The 19,288-nt window shown below is 50.3% G+C and carries 19 protein-coding genes; 1 reads left to right on the forward strand and 18 read right to left on the reverse strand.

What is annotated here, in order from left to right; translation table 11 throughout:
- Positions 1-18: 18 nt before the first annotated feature.
- The 14 genes from DWZ56_RS05745 to DWZ56_RS05810 form a co-directional block, all read right to left on the reverse strand.
- Positions 19-1,293 carry a lipopolysaccharide biosynthesis protein gene (locus DWZ56_RS05745; RefSeq protein WP_118555433.1) on the reverse strand — a complete coding sequence of 425 codons (1,275 nt, stop codon included), beginning with the start codon at positions 1,291-1,293 and terminating at the stop codon, positions 19-21.
- Positions 1,277-2,137 (reverse strand): LicD family protein, encoded by an 861-nt coding sequence (locus DWZ56_RS05750; RefSeq protein WP_118555434.1) that lies wholly within the window; start codon positions 2,135-2,137, stop codon positions 1,277-1,279. Before DWZ56_RS05750 ends, DWZ56_RS05745 begins: the two co-directional genes overlap by 17 nt.
- Positions 2,138-2,139: 2 nt before the next feature.
- A complete protein-coding gene (locus tag DWZ56_RS05755) occupies positions 2,140-3,987 on the reverse strand; it encodes an aminotransferase class I/II-fold pyridoxal phosphate-dependent enzyme (RefSeq protein WP_118555435.1) in 1,848 nt (615 codons plus the stop codon).
- Positions 3,988-4,089: 102 nt separating this feature from the next.
- A complete protein-coding gene (gene glf / locus DWZ56_RS05760; RefSeq protein WP_118555436.1) occupies positions 4,090-5,190 on the reverse strand; it encodes a UDP-galactopyranose mutase in 1,101 nt (366 codons plus the stop codon).
- Positions 5,191-5,518: 328 nt separating this feature from the next.
- Positions 5,519-6,580, reverse strand: coding sequence for a ribosome small subunit-dependent GTPase A (rsgA, locus tag DWZ56_RS05765; RefSeq protein ID WP_243095091.1), 1,062 nt, complete (start codon positions 6,578-6,580; stop codon positions 5,519-5,521).
- A 342-nt stretch (positions 6,581-6,922) separates the two neighbouring features.
- Complete coding sequence (locus DWZ56_RS05770) at positions 6,923-8,221, reverse strand: O-antigen polymerase (protein ID WP_118555437.1); 1,299 nt, start codon at positions 8,219-8,221, stop codon at positions 6,923-6,925.
- 52 nt (positions 8,222-8,273) lie between these two features.
- Positions 8,274-9,992 carry a phosphoenolpyruvate--protein phosphotransferase gene (gene ptsP, locus DWZ56_RS05775; protein ID WP_118555438.1) on the reverse strand — a complete coding sequence of 573 codons (1,719 nt, stop codon included), beginning with the start codon at positions 9,990-9,992 and terminating at the stop codon, positions 8,274-8,276.
- 18 nt (positions 9,993-10,010) lie between these two features.
- Positions 10,011-10,274: an HPr family phosphocarrier protein gene (locus DWZ56_RS05780; RefSeq protein WP_118555439.1), complete on the reverse strand. Its 264-nt coding sequence runs from the start codon at positions 10,272-10,274 to the stop codon at positions 10,011-10,013.
- Between the two features lie 85 nt (positions 10,275-10,359).
- A complete protein-coding gene (locus tag DWZ56_RS05785; protein ID WP_118555440.1) occupies positions 10,360-11,781 on the reverse strand; it encodes a CdaR family protein in 1,422 nt (473 codons plus the stop codon).
- Positions 11,759-12,643, reverse strand: coding sequence for a diadenylate cyclase CdaA (cdaA, locus tag DWZ56_RS05790; RefSeq protein WP_118555441.1), 885 nt, complete (start codon positions 12,641-12,643; stop codon positions 11,759-11,761). Before cdaA ends, DWZ56_RS05785 begins: the two co-directional genes overlap by 23 nt.
- Positions 12,644-12,695: 52 nt before the next feature.
- Entirely contained in the window at positions 12,696-13,655 is a 960-nt protein-coding gene (locus tag DWZ56_RS05795; RefSeq protein ID WP_118555442.1) for an ABC transporter permease, read from the reverse strand.
- Positions 13,652-14,059 carry a hypothetical protein gene (locus tag DWZ56_RS05800; RefSeq protein ID WP_118555443.1) on the reverse strand — a complete coding sequence of 136 codons (408 nt, stop codon included), beginning with the start codon at positions 14,057-14,059 and terminating at the stop codon, positions 13,652-13,654. Before DWZ56_RS05800 ends, DWZ56_RS05795 begins: the two co-directional genes overlap by 4 nt.
- A gap of 424 nt (positions 14,060-14,483) precedes the next feature.
- Positions 14,484-15,323, reverse strand: a complete 840-nt coding sequence (locus DWZ56_RS05805; protein WP_158584465.1) for an MBL fold metallo-hydrolase — start codon at positions 15,321-15,323, stop codon at positions 14,484-14,486.
- Positions 15,324-15,405: 82 nt separating this feature from the next.
- On the reverse strand, positions 15,406-16,029 hold the full coding sequence (locus DWZ56_RS05810; protein ID WP_118555445.1) for a CatA-like O-acetyltransferase: 624 nt from the start codon (positions 16,027-16,029) through the stop codon (positions 15,406-15,408).
- 589 nt (positions 16,030-16,618) lie between these two features.
- On the opposite strand from DWZ56_RS05810, the gene DWZ56_RS05815 reads away from it, so the two are divergent.
- Positions 16,619-16,978, forward strand: coding sequence for a molecular chaperone Hsp90 (locus DWZ56_RS05815; RefSeq protein ID WP_118555446.1), 360 nt, complete (start codon positions 16,619-16,621; stop codon positions 16,976-16,978).
- Between the two features lie 180 nt (positions 16,979-17,158).
- Here DWZ56_RS05815 and greA read toward each other — a convergent pair whose 3' ends face one another.
- The 4 genes from greA to DWZ56_RS05830 form a co-directional block, all read right to left on the reverse strand.
- Positions 17,159-17,644 (reverse strand): transcription elongation factor GreA, encoded by a 486-nt coding sequence (gene greA / locus DWZ56_RS05820; RefSeq protein ID WP_118555447.1) that lies wholly within the window; start codon positions 17,642-17,644, stop codon positions 17,159-17,161.
- A 152-nt stretch (positions 17,645-17,796) separates the two neighbouring features.
- Positions 17,797-17,958 carry a DUF6783 domain-containing protein gene (locus DWZ56_RS23735; RefSeq protein WP_442911437.1) on the reverse strand — a complete coding sequence of 54 codons (162 nt, stop codon included), beginning with the start codon at positions 17,956-17,958 and terminating at the stop codon, positions 17,797-17,799.
- Between the two features lie 3 nt (positions 17,959-17,961).
- The gene (gene dusB / locus DWZ56_RS05825) at positions 17,962-18,957 is read right to left on the reverse strand and encodes a tRNA dihydrouridine synthase DusB (RefSeq protein ID WP_118555448.1); all 996 of its coding nucleotides are present in this window, start codon (positions 18,955-18,957) and stop codon (positions 17,962-17,964) included.
- Positions 18,947-19,279, reverse strand: coding sequence for a DUF6145 family protein (locus DWZ56_RS05830; protein ID WP_118555449.1), 333 nt, complete (start codon positions 19,277-19,279; stop codon positions 18,947-18,949). Before DWZ56_RS05830 ends, dusB begins: the two co-directional genes overlap by 11 nt.
- Between the last annotated feature and the right edge of the window lie 9 nt (positions 19,280-19,288).

The raw sequence follows: 19,288 nt of genomic DNA on the forward strand, positions 1-19,288 counted from the left end.
TTCTTAAATCATGCCTTATTACTGCGATTTGCGCAGCGCTGCGCGGGCCCGCAGCACTCCTGCCGCAGAGCAGAGCATAAAGATCAATACCAGCATGCCCATCAGTGCACAGTAGGAAGCCGCCGCTCCGGCCATGCCCCAGCGCCGGACCATGGGGGCCGTGATCACCAGCGCGGCCGCAGCCGCGGCCCCATAACCGATCAGCAGAGCAGCCTGGCGCCGCAGGATCACCAGCACGTAATAAAACAGCGTGGTACAGGCGTACAGTCCGCCTCCGGCAACGATAATCAGCAGGGCGTTCCTGTATTCCGACAGCTTCAGATGATAGACAAGTTCCAGCACCGGAATGCCTGCAAACCACCCCACTCCCAGAGCCAGGACGGTCAGAGCCGCTATCAGCAGTACAGTTTTGGCCACCACGGTGCAGAAATGCCGTATGGCCTGCTGCTGCCACCGTCTGGATAACATGGTCAGCATGGGACGCAGCACAAATCCTGCCGCCAAGTTGATGATGGAGGTGGGTAGGAATATCGCATTAAAGGCGGAGGCCGCTCCCTCTTCCAAATAATTGTACACGCCATATTTGGCGGCACTAAACACGTAGAGCTCCAAAAAGGAAGCCAGCGCGATGGAAAGGCAGCTGACAAGCAGACGCCGGCAGTGCCAAAAATCAACTCTGTAATTCACATCCGGCACCGCTTTTAATATCACCGCGTCAAACAGCCATACGCCGGCAATGCCTGCCGCCACCGCTGCCGCGCAGGATAACCTAAGGCTTCTGGAGGTATACATGCATACCACAAAAGCGGTTACGGATAAAAGGGTGCGGAAGGTGCTGGATTTGCCGGTCAGATGAAGCCTGCCGCTCCTCTGGAACTCCGATTCATACACATCGGCGAAACCGTCCAGCATCTTATAAAATACCATTAGAAACAGAATCAGCGCCTCTTCCCGGGAGCGGTCGCCGGTCAGTGCCCATACAAGGCCTCCGGCCACAGTGATACCGCAGGTTATATAGCGTAAAGCCAGATAATCCCCGAAGGTATACTCCCCCCCTATATCGGTAATATGAAAGGTGCGCACGCCGAAATAGGCGATGGTCAGCAGCTGCTGACCCGCTGTAAACGCGTATACGAATATATCTCCCGGCCCTTCTCCCAGCACACGGAGCACGGCCACAGACAGCAGCATGGTTGCAAAAGAATATACCATGCTGCCGACCATATTCCACAGGATATTTTTCTTTCTTAAATTCTCTTCGCTGCCGATCACCAGCTTACGGATTCTGTCCAAGGCTATCTCCAAACTCCAATTCATACGGATAATGGTTCTTCCGCTTTTCCACCGGAGGCAGTGTCATGAAATCCGGCCACATCTGCTCCAGCATTTTTTCTATATGACAGGGGAAATTCACCATAACATCCTCAAAGGGCTCCTGTCTTAATGGATACAAATCCTCCACACGGATCGTATTCCAGAAACGGTTGGTGTCACAGAGATAACTCAGCCTGCCTGTTTTCTCTCCGTCATAGCGCATCATGGCCTTTTTGCATCTTTCATACAGCCTGCGCCTGGAAACTCCAAACAGGCGCAGCGCGCCATGTCCAAAACGGCAGACCGCCTTAGCGAGCGATACCTTCCAGCCGCTGCCGGCGATCACAGGCTGGGGCACGCACCTTAAAATCAGTATTTTGCTCCAGAACCAGGCTGTAAACGCCTGCCTGCGATACTCCTTCTCATCATCCGATACATAGTCGAAAGGATAAATGTCCAGAAAAATCCCCAAGGGGCAGTCAATGTCCTTTAAGGCCTCTTCCCTGAATTTCGTTCCTTTCACCATCCATCTGGTGGTGGTCAGAGGATAATGTTCATTGACCTCAGCATTCATTATATAATATTTTTCCCCAAATTCCTCATCCGCAACCCGGAGAAAGGTCTCATAATCCTTTCTCGGCAGGCATACATCGATGTCGTCATCCCAGGGGATAAAGCCCTTGTGGCGCAGAGCGCCTATAGCAGTCCCCGCAAAAGAAAACCAGGTGAGATTGTATTTGCGGCACAGATATATAAAATCCTTCAGTATATTCAATTCAACCGACTGCAGCCGCTTCAGCGTCGCTTCATCATACTCCCGCATATTTACCTCTTCTCTGCACCTTCCGTGCGTTCCGGCTCATTCAGGCATTCCCTAAGAGCCGCCGTCAGCCGCTCATTTTCCTCCCGTCTGCGCACGGCAAGGCGGATATACTGGCGGTTTTCAAACCCTTTTTTCGAGGACAGGTCCTTAATCAGTATCTTATAATCATTCAGCAGACGGGAAGCCAGGTCCGCAGCACTGCCGCCGTTTATGAGCTCACACATCACGTAGTTAGCCTGTGTGGGGACTGTCCTAAGTCCGGGAACGGCGGACAGCTCTTTCACAAATGCCGCGCGCACCTGCTGAAACTGCCGTATGGCATCCTGATAGCTGCCTTTATACTTTTCGCAGATCTGCAGATAAAATTCACCGAAGGAATTGATATTCCAGATCGCCACTTCCTTTTTGAGCTGACGGATCAGGAACTCATTGCCGCTGGCGAGGATCCCTAAGCGCAGGCCCGGCACTCCGTAAGACTTGGAGATGCTTTTCACCACAATGAGTTCCGGATAGCGTTTCAATATCCAGGGCTCCAGCAGGGTGGCGCTCTCACAGCAGTCGGCGAAATCCACAAAGGACTCGTCAACCACAACGGTAATCCCCAGATCCACCGCAAAATCCACAAGATCCAGCAGATCCGTTTTCTCTATAAAATTGCCGGAAGGGTTGTCCGGATTAATCAGTACCAGCGCGGAGATCCCCTTATCTGCAAAAAATTCCATAAGATCCGACGATGTGTAGGCAAAATCCGGATTCGACGGCACATAACACACCAGCCGGTCCGGGTCCACGCGGTTGGGGTATTCTTCAAAGGTGGGCATGACCACGCCGATCCTGCCGGTGAGCTCCTCCATCAGCGCCTTGATTAATTCCGCCGCGCCGTTGCCCACTAAGACCTGTTCCTTTTTCAGCCCGAAGTACTTGGCGGCCAGCAGGCTGTTTACCTCCATGCCGGAAGGATAGCTCCCCACCAGCAGATCAAAGCTAGCTTTCATTTCATCCAGAAGCTTCGGGCATGGGTAGAACGGGTTCACCAGATAACAGAAATCCAGCATGCCCGGATACCGCCAATAGCCGCCGTACCGTTTCTGATATTTTTTAAGTTTATCCGGGCCCTTTGCAAACAGAGACTCCGCGATATCCAGGTCCTGTTCATCGTCAATCTCGTACCAGATCTCATCCTCCAGGCGCACCGCCTTGATCTCCGGGCGGTCCAGCAGCGTGATCACCTTCAGCACCTGCTCATAGTATTCGTTATTGCCCAGCGCCTTGCAGTAAGCCTCCAGAAAGGGCACATAGTGGCTTGCAGAAAATTCCTTGCTGAATTTATAGATATTCACCGTCTTATAATAGCGTTTCGTATCCTCAAAACGGAAATTCTTCTTGCCGATGAAATCCAGGATGCAGTCCTCTTCATCCAGTGTGACCACGGTGCCGTCCATCCAGCTCTCATATCTTGCAACCAAAGCAAGGCTGGGGTACGGATGATCCACCAGCCTTTTTAAAACATTCTCTTCAAATATAATATCGGATTCCAGCAGCAGCGTGTCCTCCGCCAGCAGATAACCGCGGGCCAGATACAGAGAATAAATGTTGTTGGTCCTGTCATAAATGCTGTTCTCCACATATTCCACCGGCGTCTGAATGGGCAGCTTCGCCACGTAATCCTTAAGCTTCTCCCCCTGATACCCAATCACCAGCACAATCCTGGACAGATTCAGACGGTCCAGCTGTGTTAGGGCGCGTTCAATCAGCGTCTCTCCGTTCACCTTCACCATGCATTTGGTTGCGTTTTGCGTAAGTTCCTTCAGCCTCTTACCCATTCCGGCGGCCAGTATCACTGCCTGCATCCTTAGTACCTCCATACTGTAATTGTCACCAACCGCAGGTTGATGACCTACGCACACTTCCATGTGCTTCCCTTTCATAATTCCTCAAATACCCGACATATGTCAGGACAGGACACGGTCTGACAGGGCCAGCGCCGAAGCGATCACCTTATCCATATCGTAATATTTGTATTCGCCCAGACGTCCGCCGAAAATCACCCTATCCTCCTGCCCGGCTTTCTCGGCATATTGCCGATAGAGCGCCTGGTTTTTCTCGTCGTTCACCGGATAATACGGCTCCATGCCGTAGGTCCAGTCTGCCGGGTACTCTTTTGTTATGACAGTCTTCTCCTGAGTGCCGTACTCAAAATGTTTATGCTCGATGATCCTGGTATAAGGAGTCTCTCTGTCGGTATAGTTCACCACAGCAACACCCTGGTAATTCTTCTCCTCCAGCACTTCCGTTTCGAAGCGCAGGCTGCGGTATTCCAGCCGGCCAAAGCAGTATTCATAAAATGCGTCAATCATGCCGGTATATATCACTGTATCTCCCAGGCTGTCATAATACGAGCGGTTCTTCAGATAATCCACGCCCAATTCCACATCGCAGCCGGCAAACAGCTTGTCAATCAGCACATTATAACCGCCCTCTGGAATTCCCTGATAACGGTCGTTAAAGTAGTTATTGTCATAGGTGAAACGCACGGGAAGACGTTTAATGATAAAACTGGGCAGGTCTCTGCAGTCACGCCCCCACTGTTTCTCCGTATAACCTTTGATCAGCTTTTCATAGATATCCCTGCCCACAAGACGGATAGCCTGTTCTTCCAGATTGGAAGGTGTCTCCGGCGCATCTTTTCTCTGCTGCGTAAGCATCTCTTCGGCCTCTGCAGGAGTCCTCACACCCCAGAGTTTATTAAAGGTATTCATGTTAAAAGGCATATTATAGATCTCGCCTTTATAGTTGGCGATCGGGCTGTTAGTATAGCGGTTGCACGGAGCCAGGCTGTTCACAAAGTCCCATACGCGTTGATCCGAGGTATGGAAGATATGAGCGCCGTATTTGTGCACATTAATCCCTTCTATATTCTCACAGTATATATTTCCGCCCAGATGGTCCCTCTTTTCCACCACCAGACAGGTCCTTCCCTTCTGTACGGCCTGATAGGCAAATACCCCTGAAAACAGGCCCGCTCCCACCAGCACATAATCATATTTTTTCATAGACATTCTCTTTTCTGCCTGTATTTTACTTGAGTACCATTTTACACTACCGCCCAATAAAAGTAAAGGACGAACGCAGGCGGAGCACGTAAAACACAGTTACTATTCACAGCTGTCGTAAACGTCCCGCGCATGTCGGTACAGAGTATGCTCCTCATTGGGACACGCTCTTGCTCCGTGAAGCGCGCAGCGGTTCTAATGCTGCAAACTACGCAGCAAAAGAACCGGCGGGCTTCAAGGGATCCCAATGAGGAGCATACTCTGTACCGACATGCGCTGCTTTATCGGCAGCCGTGAACAATAACAAAACACATGTTACCTGTTACTTTTACCAGTCCTGCTGCCGCGCAGCGTTTTTGTGTTTCTGCCGCTTCTCCGGCTTTCGGCCCGCGCGACTGCCGAGGATTTGTCTGCGTCTTTCCCTTCGTATCGCATAGGCGTTTTCACGCTCCAGCTGTCGGTATAGCTTCAGCTTGTCCGCAGACAGTTCTCCGCTCTCAATGGCTGCGCGCACGGCGCAGCCGGGTTCCGTTGTGTGGGTGCAGTCGGAAAATCTGCACTGTTCGGACAGCAGCTTTAGATCGCCGAAAGTTTCGGTCATTCCTTCGGTCACCTCCCATGCGCCCAGCTCCCGCATGCCGGGCGTGTCGATCACCAGCGCGCCGCTTTTCAGCAGAAACATCTGACGGTTTGTGGTTGTGTGGCGCCCTCTGGCATCCGGTTCGCGGATTTCTCCGGTCTTCATAAGCTCTCCGCCTGCCAGAACATTGAGCAGGCTGGATTTCCCTATGCCGGAAGAGCCCAGGAACACCACTGTTTTTCCTGGTATAAGGTATCTGTCCAGGCTTTCCAGGCCGAAGCCGGTCACAGCGCTGACTGCCAGCACATCCACTCCGGGAGCGGCCCGGCTGACCCGGTCCGTCCATGCCTGCACATCCTGTACAAGATCCGCTTTTGTCAGCACCGCCACGGGTGTTCCTCCGCTCTGCCACGCGACGGTTAGGTAACGCTGCAGGCGCTGCAGGTTAAAATTCTGATTCATGGACATCATCAGAAACACATAGTCAATATTTGCCGCCACAAGCTGTTCTCCCACCCCTGCATAGGGGTCCTTGCGGGAGAAACAGGAGCTGCGCTCCAGGGTTTTTACGATCTGACCGTCCCCTCCTTCCAAAATGGTCACTTCCACAAAATCTCCGATTGTAGGAAATTTATCCGTCATACCGTTATAGTATATCCCGCCCTTCAGCCTGGCGGTTCCTTCTCCATATTCTGATACAATGCCGTAAAGGCCTCTCTGTACAGAAATTATCCTGGCGGGGACAGTTCCTCTGCCCCGCAAAAATGCGGCTTCCCTTTCAGCCGTCCATCCATACTCGCTGATATTCAATCCGTTTCCTCCTGAACATTTTCTGATCGTCAGCGGTGTATGGCTGCTGTGATTTCCGCGAAAAAGGCATACAAAAAGCACACCTTAACGGTGTGCTGCAAAATAGTCTGATTTATCTGTCTGTTCGCGCAGTATACACAAAAGGAGCTGTAGTATGGCACAGCAAGCCATGCCCGCTATTTAGTTTCAATGAAAAAATACCACCTTTGAATTTTTCATAAACACCACTCCTTTCTCATGTCACCAGCCAGAGGCTGAAGACCTGCACACACTTCAGCGTGTTTGCTTTTTGCGCAGCTGCAACTGAAGTATAACACAGGCGGACCGCCGTGTCAAATGCTCCTAAACTTTCCTCCTGGCCACGCCTCTTTTTCCGCAGGCAAACCACACCGCCGCCGTGAGGGCCAGCCAGAACCATGTGGTGGGATTGCTGAACCAGGTGGTGAAGAAAGAAAGCAGCAGATACAGTGTAATCTGGGCATAAAACAGGTAGGAAGCCGGATTTTTGTGCCGATGGGTAAAACGGGTCAGAAGGGCGCAGCCGGCGCCTAGCAGCAGCCCAAAACCGATTACTCCGGCAATCCCGAAGTCATAATAGGCGTCATAAATGATTCCCACCGTGGTTAATTCTGTCTTTGTGATGTAGATCGGAAAGCTCACCAGTTCCGGCCTTAAAAACTTCAGTCCGGTAAGGGCGAACAGAGGAAAACACATCCTTAGTCCCCAGGTATGTTCCGGCAGCTGTTCCACCAGACAGTTGAAATTGTCATAGTTGTTGGCGATATAGATGTACGGCTGGGTGACAAAGATGGGCATATGCTCATTTTTCATCTCAAATATGCCGTTTAGGTATTCCACATCATGGCGCCTTGCAAAAGTAAGTCCCACATACAGTGCCGCAAGCGCCGCAAGCGCCACCAGGATATACCAGGCCTTCCAGTGCTTCGCCAGCATCATATATACAAACAGCGCCAGCACCACCGCCACAATCAGCTGAAACCGTGAAACGCACAGCACCGGGATCAGAAACGCCAGCAGGTCCATCCCCAGCCATAAAAAGAGCTCCCGCCTGCTAAAAGACGGCTTTTTACACAGATACGCCACGGACAGGGCCGGCACCAGCACCGCGCTGACCGTAAAATAGTGTACTCCCGAGAGATGAAAATAGGAATATGCATGGGGTTCGCTGGAAAACAGCGGTATAAAACCGAGCACCGCCGCTTCCAGTATGAAGCCGGCAACGGAAAAACAGAGGATCACCGCGGAAGAGAGAAGCAGTCTCCGGGAATCCGTCTGCGTTTCTTTGCTGTCCCCATGCACTGTACCGTCTGGCTGTGATCTGACTTTAGCGATCAGGTTATATCCTCCTATGAAGCAGAGAGGAAATGCGAGAAAGCAGATCCATGTCATGAGCTGCCAGTCCGCAGCCAGATGGGACAGCTTAAGACAGGCAATGCCCTGCCCGCCGATCCAGGACAGGCAAAGCAGGCCCCTTAAATCCAGGAGCCTGCGGCTTTTTATATAAAAATGTCCGTACATACCGAGAGCAGAGACGATCAAAACAAAACCGGACAAAAGATAATGTCCGGTTTGGCTGAACAAATAGCTTATGACATAGAATATCAGGTAGAGGATAAGCATGCGCTTTCTTCCCTTCTTATGCAGTTTGTCTTTCGTCAGCAGGTTACCTAAGTCAGCCCTTCACAGAAGCGGTAAACGCCTTCATGTAATCCTCAACCTCCTGCGCTGTAGAAAGGCTCAAGGCTTTCTCCGCAACCGCCTGCAGTTCTTTGACGCTGTAATTTGTGATCAGCTTTCTGGAACTCAAGATGGCAGACGCGCTCATGCTGAATTCATTCAGTCCGAATGCCAGAAGCAGCGGAATCATGTTCGGGTCGCTGGCAGCCTCGCCGCACATACCCACCATAATGCCGGCTTCGCGGCCGCAGCTTATGATATGGCGGATGCTTCTAAGCACTGCGGGATGGAAGGTCGAATACAGATAGGAAACCTTGCCGTTGCCGCGGTCCACCGCCATCGTATACTGTGTCAGGTCATTCGTACCGATGCTGAAAAAGTCGGCTTCTTTCGCAAACAGATCGGCAATCAGAGAAGCCGCCGGCGTTTCCACCATGATGCCCACCTGAATGTCCTTATTATATGCGATTCCCTCACGGTCAAGCTCACCTTTAAGCTCTTCAATCAGGGCCTTCGCTCCCCGGTATTCCTCTATGGAGGTTACTAGAGGGATCATAATCCTGATATTTCCAAAGGCGCTGGCGCGCAGCAGAGCGCGCAACTGTATCCTGTAAATATCGGTGCGGTCCAGACAGAAACGGATTGCGCGATATCCCAGGAAGGGGTTATCCTCCTTGGTGAGTCCCATGTAAGGGATTTCCTTATCACCGCCGATATCCAGCGTTCGGATGATCACCGGCTTTCCCTTCAGCATGATCGCCGCTTTCTGGTAAGCTTCAAACTGCTCGTCCTCTGTGGGCATCGCTGTTCTGTCCATAAATAAGAACTCGGTGCGGAACAGTCCAACGCCTTCCCCGTCATATTGCAGCACCTTCTCCACATCCTCCGGCTTTCCGATGTTGCCCACCAGCTCCACCTTGACGCCGTCCTTCGTTACAGAAGGCTGTCCTATATATTTTTCCAGCTCTTTCTTTTCTTTCAGATATGTTTCCCGCTTCGCCTCATATTCCGCCACAACACAATCTTCCGGGTTAACATATACAATGCCCTCACTGCCATCCAGAACAATCTGATCCCCGTCCTTCACCGCCGCAGTCAGTCCTTCCACGGCAACTACCGCCGGAATTTCCAACGCACGCGCCAGGATTGCGGAATGAGAAGTCCTGCCGCCCAGCTCGGTCACAATACCGGATACGCGCTCCGGGCGGATGCCCGCCGTCACAGACGGTGTCAGATCCCTGGCAATAATAACGGTGCCCTCCGGCACATCGCTTATATTTACCTCTTCAACTCCCAGCAGGATTTTCTGAATTCTGGTCTTAATATCCCTTAAATCCGTGGCTCTCTGCTGCATCAGCTCGTCATCCATAGACGCGAAAATATCCGCATACATATTGCAGACATCCTCCACCGCCGCCTCGGTATTCGTCCCTTCATTGGCGATGGCGCTCTCAATGGCTCCTGTCAGTTCCGGGTCCTGCATCATAAAGGACTGGCCGATCAGGATCTCCGCTTCTTTCTCCCCTATCCGCGTCGCCATGTCTTCTGCCAGCCTTTCCGTATTCTCAATGAATACGGCCAGTGCATCCTGAAACCGTTTCTGTTCAGCCTCCCTGTCGTCCACTGTAACCCTCTTAATAACTATTTCCGCCTCTTTTAGGATCACGGCTTTGCCCAATCCAATGCCGGCAGACGCATTCGTCCCTCTCATCATGTGAATACCTCCCTCGCATTATTCTCCCAGACCGTCTTCAACGATCCTGATCATCGCACGCAGCGCGTCCTCCTCGTCCTCCCCCTCACATACAAATTCAATCTCATCTCCGCATTTGATGCAGGCTCCCAGCACGCTTAGAACACTCTTCGCATTTGCATAGGTGTTCTTAAACTGGAATTTTACTGTAGAACGGAATTTCATCGCTTCCGTACATAAAATCCCCGCCGGTCTCAAGTGGAGGCCTGTAGGATTTTTGATCTTAATTTTCTGGCTCACCATAGTATTATCCCTCCATTGCGTTATTCTGATACAGTATCTTTATCGACTCTGTGTTACCGTCCAGGACGGTATTCACATTGACAGATTATTCCGTTGTACTCTCCGCTTCATCCGTCTGCACAGCGGTTGATGCTGAACCTGCGGTGCTTTCTCCGGCAGTAGGCTTTGCTGCTGTGCTGGCTGCCGTGCTCTCAGCAGGCCTGGACTCCGGCGCTGCCGTGCTTCCGGAAGCAGAGGAAGTCGATCCGCCGCTTTCCTCATCGGCAAGTGTAATCTCAACCATCGCGTTAATTTCATTTTGCAGGCTGAACGCGTCATCAAGTACTACTGTAACAGGCAGCGTATATAATCCTGGATCCATCCCTTCTACATTGATGGAAATCGTAAGGTCAGACAGAGTTAATGCATCCAGATCATCCTTCAGTCCGATTACAGTGAGCTGCAGCGTCTGACCGTCCGCCAGGCGGTACTCCTGGTTATCCCTGCGGTGCAGGAAATCCACATTATCATTTGTAATGTCAAACGTTCTGTTTGTCAGAGGCTCAATGTGCAGTGTAACCGTCACTTTACTGGTCTCCATACCCACAAGCCGAAGCCCTTCGGGCAGATAATCATTCAGATCCAGCTCCACAGCCACATCCTCATTGGCTCCCGACACATCCAGCAGCTCTGAGTCCAGCGTAATGCTGGTGATCGCTCCGGCTGCTGCCCTGGAGCCCGCAATCTTTGCCCTTTCCACAGAACAGGACCATGTAGTATACCGGTATCCCTCCATCGGCACACCGCCTACCTCTCCGACCACCACAGGAACAGAATTGATAGTCAGCACCGACGCTTTGACCAGGGCTGCCTCTGCTGAAATCGTTATTTTCTCATTATCCAGCGATATCTCCTCATTATTGCCGTCATAGACGGTGAGCTTGACCTCCGATGAAACATCGCTGCTCGCATCCGTAACGTCCAGCACTGCGACGACTTTGGCGATCTTCTTCGCAATGGACTCCGGCGCCCGTATCTCCACCTTGCTCGGAATCACTTCCGTGCTGCCTATGGCATAGCCCTCTGCCGGTTCGCCCACCAGTTCTACTTCTATGTTACGGTTTAAAGTCTGCATCTCTTCCACGCTGATCTTTAATACCTGGGTACTTAAGCGAACGGAGTCAGAATCAAACAGCCTCTTGTCTCCGCGGTATTCCCAATGGATCGGGACATTGCCCAGCACCGAGTTCCACTCGGATAAATCCACCCATACATTAAAATCTTCAGCTTTCACACTATTATATGAAAGCGTGCGAACCGGTATGGTCAGCTCCACAGTTCTGCTCTGATTCACCGTATAGGTCAGATTATTGTCAGTCAGCACCTGCTCATTGCGTATGGCAACCGTTTTTGTAATCGGCTTATTTCTGAAGGGATTATCAATATTCACAACTACCATCCACAAAAGAAACGCGAAAAGTACGGCAAACAACTTCAGGGCCCAATTATTTGTCACTATTTTTTTCACTCTTCAGCCTTCCCTTCCACAGTTTAATGCCTTTTTTGCGGGAATTCCCTTCCTCCGGACGGATCCTGGCCAGTTCCGCTTTCAGCGTATCGCTGTCTAAGTTACGCTTGAGCACTCCCTCTGCTGCCAGGGATGTCGCGCCGGTCTCCTCCGACACAATCACAGTATACGAATCCGTCACTTCACTGATGCCGATACCTGCCCTATGGCGGGTGCCCAGTTCCTTGCTGATGGACGTATTATCGGACAGAGGCAGGTAACAGGTAGCCGCCGTCACCCTGTTTCCCCTGACAATAACCGCGCCGTCATGCAAAGGCGTATTATGTTCAAATATATTGATCAGAAGCTGGCTTGTTACAATAGCATCAACTTCTATTCCGGTCCTTTCATATTCTGCCAGTGACATATCTTTCTGTATCACAATAAGAGCGCCTGTCTTGGTCTTTCCAAGTTCATATGCCGCTCTGGCGATCTCATTGATCGTTCTGTCCGTTATATAATTTTCTTCAATACGGCCGTTATCAAAGGTCAGGATATGGGAAAACAGCCGTTTTCTTCCCAGCTGCTCCACAGCCTTTCTGATCTCCGGCTGGAATATAACCACAAATGCTATGATGATATAATTGATGGCTGCATTTACCAGCCACACTATCGTGTTCAACTTGAAAAAAACCGCCAGCAGATAAAATGCCATCAGTATGGCAATTCCTTTCAGAAGGGTCCAGGCCTGCCGGTCTCTGAACCACAGTATAACCTGGTACACCACTACCGCAAGGATAATAATCTCTACAATATCGGTGATGCCTATGCTTCTGGGAATCTTATCCAGTGCATCGCTCCAAAACGCTTTTAATTCCTCCATAATCCACTCCCAAAGTTGTTCCCGCCTCACCGTCCTGCCCTAAAAGCGGCTTCTACTCTTCTTTCTGTCCCCTGGCATTTTTAGGATTGATCTGTTTTACCTGGACATCCTGCGCTGTCACGGTGTTCTTGGGCACAGCCTTAACATAGTAATAATATTCATCATCTTCAAACTGGGTGTACTCTGTCCTGGAATAATCCACTGAAAAGAAAAAGAACTGGAGCACAAAGGCCAGCAGCCCCGATAAAAAGGACTGTGCCAGGATAGCGGCGATGGAAAATGTCGCCGTATCGATATCAAGCACAAAAACGCCCGCCAGCAACAACATTATATTCACAACCAGCCCGGTTATGATCGCGATCTCCCAGGAATGATCCACGGACAGCCTTCGGATGCAGTATACGACCAGCATAGTAGCCACAAATGCTATGATCATAAGCAGCATCTGATCATTATCTTTGATGAAATTGATCAGCTGGGTGTATCTCTGAAGCATGGTAAGCGATCCGGTATCCGCGAGGATTCCCGCGCTGTCCTTCACAAAATGCATGATATAATAAATAACAACGCCGAAAGCAAGCGGTATGGCTGAGGTGATGCCGCACAAAAGCCCCGCAGCAACCGGGACTATATAGGGCACTTTCAGGAAAAACAGCAGCGGCGTCAGAATCAGAAGGATGCTGTCACCGGGCAGAAACATGTAGTAAAGCAGTGCTGCAACTATAAACAGCGCCAGAGCCGTTACCGCAACTTCCAGGGAAAGCGCCGTAAAATGAGCCAGAACCACAGCCATCATCACAAAGGTGATGCCGCCGTAAGGCAAAAACGCACAGATCAGCGACAATACCAATACGATAAAAATGCTGTTCAGCCTGCTCATAAATCCCACATTCGCATTGATCGTCATCAGGGCGACAAATGCCAATAAAAATTTTACCGCAGGAGTGATAAAGCGTTCATATTTGGTATAGAACTGCTTAATCCGCTCTTTTAATTCCAACAATTGTATCATAAAGTCTGATCCTTTCCTTCTTTCGAGTAATATTTCTGAAGACGCTTCAGGTTAGTCATATAGGGGCGCATCTTCTTCATGGCCTGATCATAGCGCGCGCTGTAGATGAGACCCGCAATTATACCGTACAGCAGGGCAAATGCTACATATCCTAAAAGGACCATCTCTCCCAACTGAAACAGACGGTCCACACTGAATTCGGTCAGCAGCCGCTCCGCATCATACAGCACCCACATCAGCACAAACAGCCCATAGCATACGGTAGCACCTAACACACATTTAATGATATGATAAGTTACATAGTCAAATTTGTAATACTGATTTATATGCAGCGCCTTCTTTTTCTGCTTTTCTTCAAAGACGGCTGCTTTGGTCATTATTTTTATTTTTGCCTCATTGAGCATATTCAATCCTCTTTTCAAACCGGACTGCACTGCGCAGACGAAAATCAGCGCAGGTATAATGTCTCTCGACATTATGCCATGTCGGCAAGCCGACATGGCCCCTCTGGGGCGTTGCGCATGATTTTCTATGGAAATTGTCTGCTGCGCAGACGAAAATCAGCGCAGGTATAATGTCTCTCGACATTATACTATGTCGGCAAGCCGACATAGCCCCTCTGGGGCGTTGCGCATGATTTTCTATGGAATTAGTCTGCTACGCAGACGAAAATCAGCGCAGGTATAATGTCTCTCGACATTATACCATGTTATAAAAAAAAATTCGAGGTCTTAATTATTAAATTTTATTGACAGCGCATGTGGCTAGGCCTGTCGAGGGTGCAAAAATGCCGGAAATACCGGCATTTTTGCCCGGCCAGTGAGCAAGCTACAATATTATTATTCTTCCCGTAGTCAGTTCCTGCACCCGGTTTCCCAGGTGGATTTTAAGCTGTTCATATGCCGGCCTGCCCGTGCAATGGCCAGTATAAAGCAGCTCAAGACCCGCCGCGTCAAGCGCATCCGCAATTTTCCGAATCTCTGTTTCCGTGTACAGGCATGTCTCACGGCCGTTTTCCTTTCCTTTCATATGGAGGCCGCCCAGATATGCATAGAGTTTTCTATGCGGGAACGCGGATTTTGTTTCTTCTATTATATTGACGATTCCCGCATGCGAACAGCTGTTAAAAATCACCAGGCCCTTCGCCGTGTCAAATACAAGGCTTAACTCATGGGAAAAGTCATCCGGAAGCAGTTTCTCGCCACACATCTTGTACAGCCCGGCCCTTGCACCAATCTCTTCCAGATTTTTAGAAGCATGCGGCAGCAGATATACGCCGTCGGCGATGCGGGTGCGGCCGTCAATCAGCCTGAAACGCTCCTTATAGACCGGCCATACCTCCTCGGGTATACCGATTTCATGAAGCCGGCCTCCGGAGCCGGAATAATGCGGTTCCCCCACCTGGCGCATCGCATAGATGTCTGCTGTCCTGCCGCCGTCAAGAAACCTGGCAAAACCGCCTGAGTGGTCGTAATGCCCGTGGGATAAAATGCATATATCCGCATCCTTAACCGAAACCTGCAGGCGATATGCATTCTCCCGAAAAGCATCCGTAGATCCGGCATCCAGAAGATATCTCAAACCGTTATACTCAATAAACAAGCTCAGCCCATGTTCACATATGAGATCCGAATTGGAACTATTTTCAATCAATACTGTTACTTTCAAGATTATTTCCCTCTTTTACTGTACGAAAGTTGATGGCCTGCGCACACTTCAGTGTGCTTCCTCTATGTTTCCCGTTCTGCCATCAGGCATCCAGATACTCCTGCAGAGCTTTTGCAAGTTTACCGATATGCAGCCCGTCCACAAAGGAATGATGCGCCTGAACAGAGAAGGGAAGAAGTACCTTGCCGTCTCTTTCATAATATCTGCCCCAGTCAAAAAGCGGGGTTGCGTTGTCCTTTTTACCGGAGTTAGTATGGGAGATATGGGTATAGGTAACCCAAGGCATCGGTGAAAACTGAAACACGTCCGTACCGAGAGGCCCTGTAAAGTACTCTTTCTGCTCTCTGGCCGCCTTTAAAGCCTCTGTCACATATTCCTCCATCGTATCAGCCATCGGTACATTCACCACTTTAAAGAGCTCTGTCTCCGGATCCAGATAGGTGAAAGCGGTATCGATCCGGTCGAATAGCACGGCCTGTCCATCCACAAAACGGCAGCGGAATTCTTCAATTTCATTGGCACATTCCGTCACGGCATAGATCATGGACATGGTAAAGGAATAATGAAGCTCCTTCACCCTTTTTAAAAACCGGGTGATATCCAGTTCAAACGTCACGCAGAACGCCGGCTCCACGCTGTCTCTGAATACCGCGCAGTGCACAGCCCGCTTCCAGCTGCCCATGTCGATTATTTCATAATGATTCATAACGGATTCCCTTCTTTCATTCCATTGTACCGCCGCTCAAGTGAACAGCAGCATGCTGTCATTTCAGCGGCGCTAAAGCCACTATATTACTGTTCACGGTGCCGATAAAGCAGCGCAAGACAGGGCAGGGTATATTCCTCATAGGGATCCCGCAAAGCCCGCACAAAGAAGCGCACTGATGTGCGCGCAGGTCATCAACCTGGCGGTTGGTGACGATCTGCGCGCTTCACGGAGCGAGAGCGGGTCCCAATGAGGAATATACCCTGCCCTGCCTTGCGCGGGAATTTTACGTTAACTGTCAATGGTAACAATTATGTAACAGTTCAGACGGCTCATCTTCTTGACCGAAGAAACCGGTCAAGAAGCATCGGATGTCCATCCGATGTGAAAAAAAAGTACAAAAACAGTCTTATGAGCAAGCTCAACGCCTGCTTTTGCACTTTTTTTCCCGCCGTCTGAACTGTTACATAATTATAAGTCACATCCGAAATAAAGTCAAAAATCGGCTGGCAGCGCCCGGATAAGCATGATATAATAGGGATAGGCATTAACCCGATGTTATAAATTTCATCAGAAAGAAGGGATATCAATGGATAAGGATGTGCTGAATTATGTCATTGACAAAACTCATGAACTCATGAGTGCACCGTCCTGCAGCAGTGAAACAAAAGCGGCAGCAGAGGCATGGCTTAAAGCTGTCGGCACCGAGGAAGAAACCGCAGAAACCGTTAAGTACATTGAGGAACTGGAAGCTGATATCATGCCGATCGACCTTTTAATCGGTTTTGCAGAATCCGACGGCGGCATCAAATGTTTCGGTGAGGATACTGCTAAAAACATCGCGGCCCACGCCAGGGAAATCAAAGCCGCTGGGGCCAAATTCTGTGACTGCCCTGCCTGCGCAGCTGTAGCAGCGATTCTCGAAAAGAAGGATGCTCTTCTCAAATAACCGGGCAATCGCATAACACTCTGAAGCGGTCCGCCGCATGCAGTCCTAAGCGGAACTGCTTTGTTCAATAGGAAGGCTTCTGCCGGATGCACTCTAATGACCAAACAGAATGAAATAAGGGAAGGCCGTCCATCCGTTCGATGACACGCCCTTCCCTTATTTAACTCTTTATATGCCGATTCAGGATACTCTCTGGATCTCCAGTATCTTATATTCGATCACTCCGGCCTGGGTCTCAACCTCGACGGTTTCTCCGGCCTTTCTGCCCAGCAGCGCTCTGCCCACCGGGGATTCGTTGGAAATTTTGTTCTGCAGGCTGTTGGCTTCTGTGGAACCGACAATCTTAAATTCGATTTCCTCATCATATTCCACGTCGTACACCTTCACCTGGCATCCCACATTGATCTTATCCAGCTCTATCTCATCCTCAACAACAACTTCCGCGTTCTTGAGCAGCTTTTCCAGTTCTTCAATCCGAAGCTCAATGTCCCTCTGTTCATCCTTTGCGGCATCATATTCCGCATTTTCAGACAGATCACCCTGTTCCCTGGCTTCCTTGATCTTCTGAGCCACTTCTTTTCTTCTGTTTAACTTTAAGTCCGCCAGTTCTTCTTCATATTTTTTCAAGCCCGCATATGTCAGTATGTTTTTTTTCGTATCCGCCATTACTTTACGCACCTCTCCTGTTTCCATAAATAATATCATCAGCCACCGGGACTGATGGCCCCAAATTCATTCAGAGTATTATATCCCAAAGCCCCGCTATTGTCAACATTTGCACCTTCTTTTTTGTTCCTGCCTTAGAGCGTGTCTGAAAATTAGCTTTCCGTAAGATGTGCGTCACACATTGTGGGAGATTGCCTCCAAATGAGGGAGGCGCAGTGGGCTGCGTTGACCAAATTTGGAGGTAATAACCCGCAACGTGGGGCGCGCAGATTGCGGAAATGAATTTTCAGACACGCTCTAGTATATGACAGCAAAATTTATCTATTCCCCAAAAAGGCTTCTTCCAGTAAATTCTTCAGTTCATCAAAAGTCTGCGCTTCGTTCACCCTGCCGCGCAGAACGGCCGATCCAGGAAAACCGGCGGTGTACCAGGCCACATGCTTGCGCATTTCGCGCACGCCGATATACTCGCCCTTCAGCTCTGTAAGCATCCTGCCATGGCGCAGCATGGTCTCATAGACTTCCTGACGGTCAGGGCGCGGCAAAACCTCCCCTTCAGTCAGCAGCGCTTTGATCTCCCGGAAGAGCCAGGGATTTCCTCTGGCTCCCCTGCCCGCCATCACACCGTCACAGCCGGTCTCTTCCAGCATCCTAACCGCGTCCTCCGCCGTAAAGATATCCCCGTTTCCGAACACAGGGATGCTCACCGCTTCTTTCACCTGGCGGATCACGCCCCAGTCCGCCCTGCCGGAATAATACTGCTCCCTGGTCCTGCCATGGACCGCGATTGCGGCTGCGCCGGATGCTTCCGCGATCCTGGCTATCTCGGCAGCGTTCGCTGATTCTTCCGTAAATCCCTTACGGATTTTTACGGTTACCGGCTTATTCACCGCTTTTACCATGGCTGACAGAATCTCTCCCACGAGCTTCGGACGGCGCATGAGCGCGCTTCCTTCACCGTTATTCACCACTTTGGGCACGGGGCATCCCATGTTCACATCGATGATATCGCAGTCGCTCTCCTCTGCCACCCTGGCTGCCATATCCGCCATAATCTGCGGGTCTGATCCGAAGAGCTGCACCGCGACAGGGTGCTCACCTGAATCGATATCCATCAGCTGCCAGGTGTTTCTGTTATTATAATAAATTGCTTTTGCGCTCACCATCTCCGTGCACAGCAGGCCGCAGCCCTGCTCTTTGCAAAGCATACGAAATGGCAGGTCGGTTACTCCTGCCATGGGTGCCAATGCCACCGGTAGATCCAGTGTCAGATCTTTAATCTTCACTTTTCTGTTATAGATTTCATTCTTCATTCAGCCAAAACACCTTATAATACATTTCCAGGGATTCCAGCAGATCGCTTTTATCCCTCCGGATCTCTTTTATCTTTAATGCGCTTCCAATATCATCAAACAGGTAATCCGCCTCATCCGACGTCACCTTAAATTCCAGTTCGCCGTCCGGTTCGTATTCCAGCGTCAGTACCCCGCCTACCTCCTCCACATACATCACGCACAACACCTTCAATTCATCCTTCACGCGCTGCGGAAGCGCGGAGAATTCTTCATTAAAGTAGTATTTCTGTTCATAGGAACTGGCGCCGCAGAGCACAGTTCTCTCTTCGTTCTCCTGCATACCGTTACT

The organism is Lachnotalea sp. AF33-28 (assembly GCF_003477885.1).
In the GTDB taxonomy this organism is placed as follows: domain Bacteria; phylum Bacillota; class Clostridia; order Lachnospirales; family Lachnospiraceae; genus AF33-28.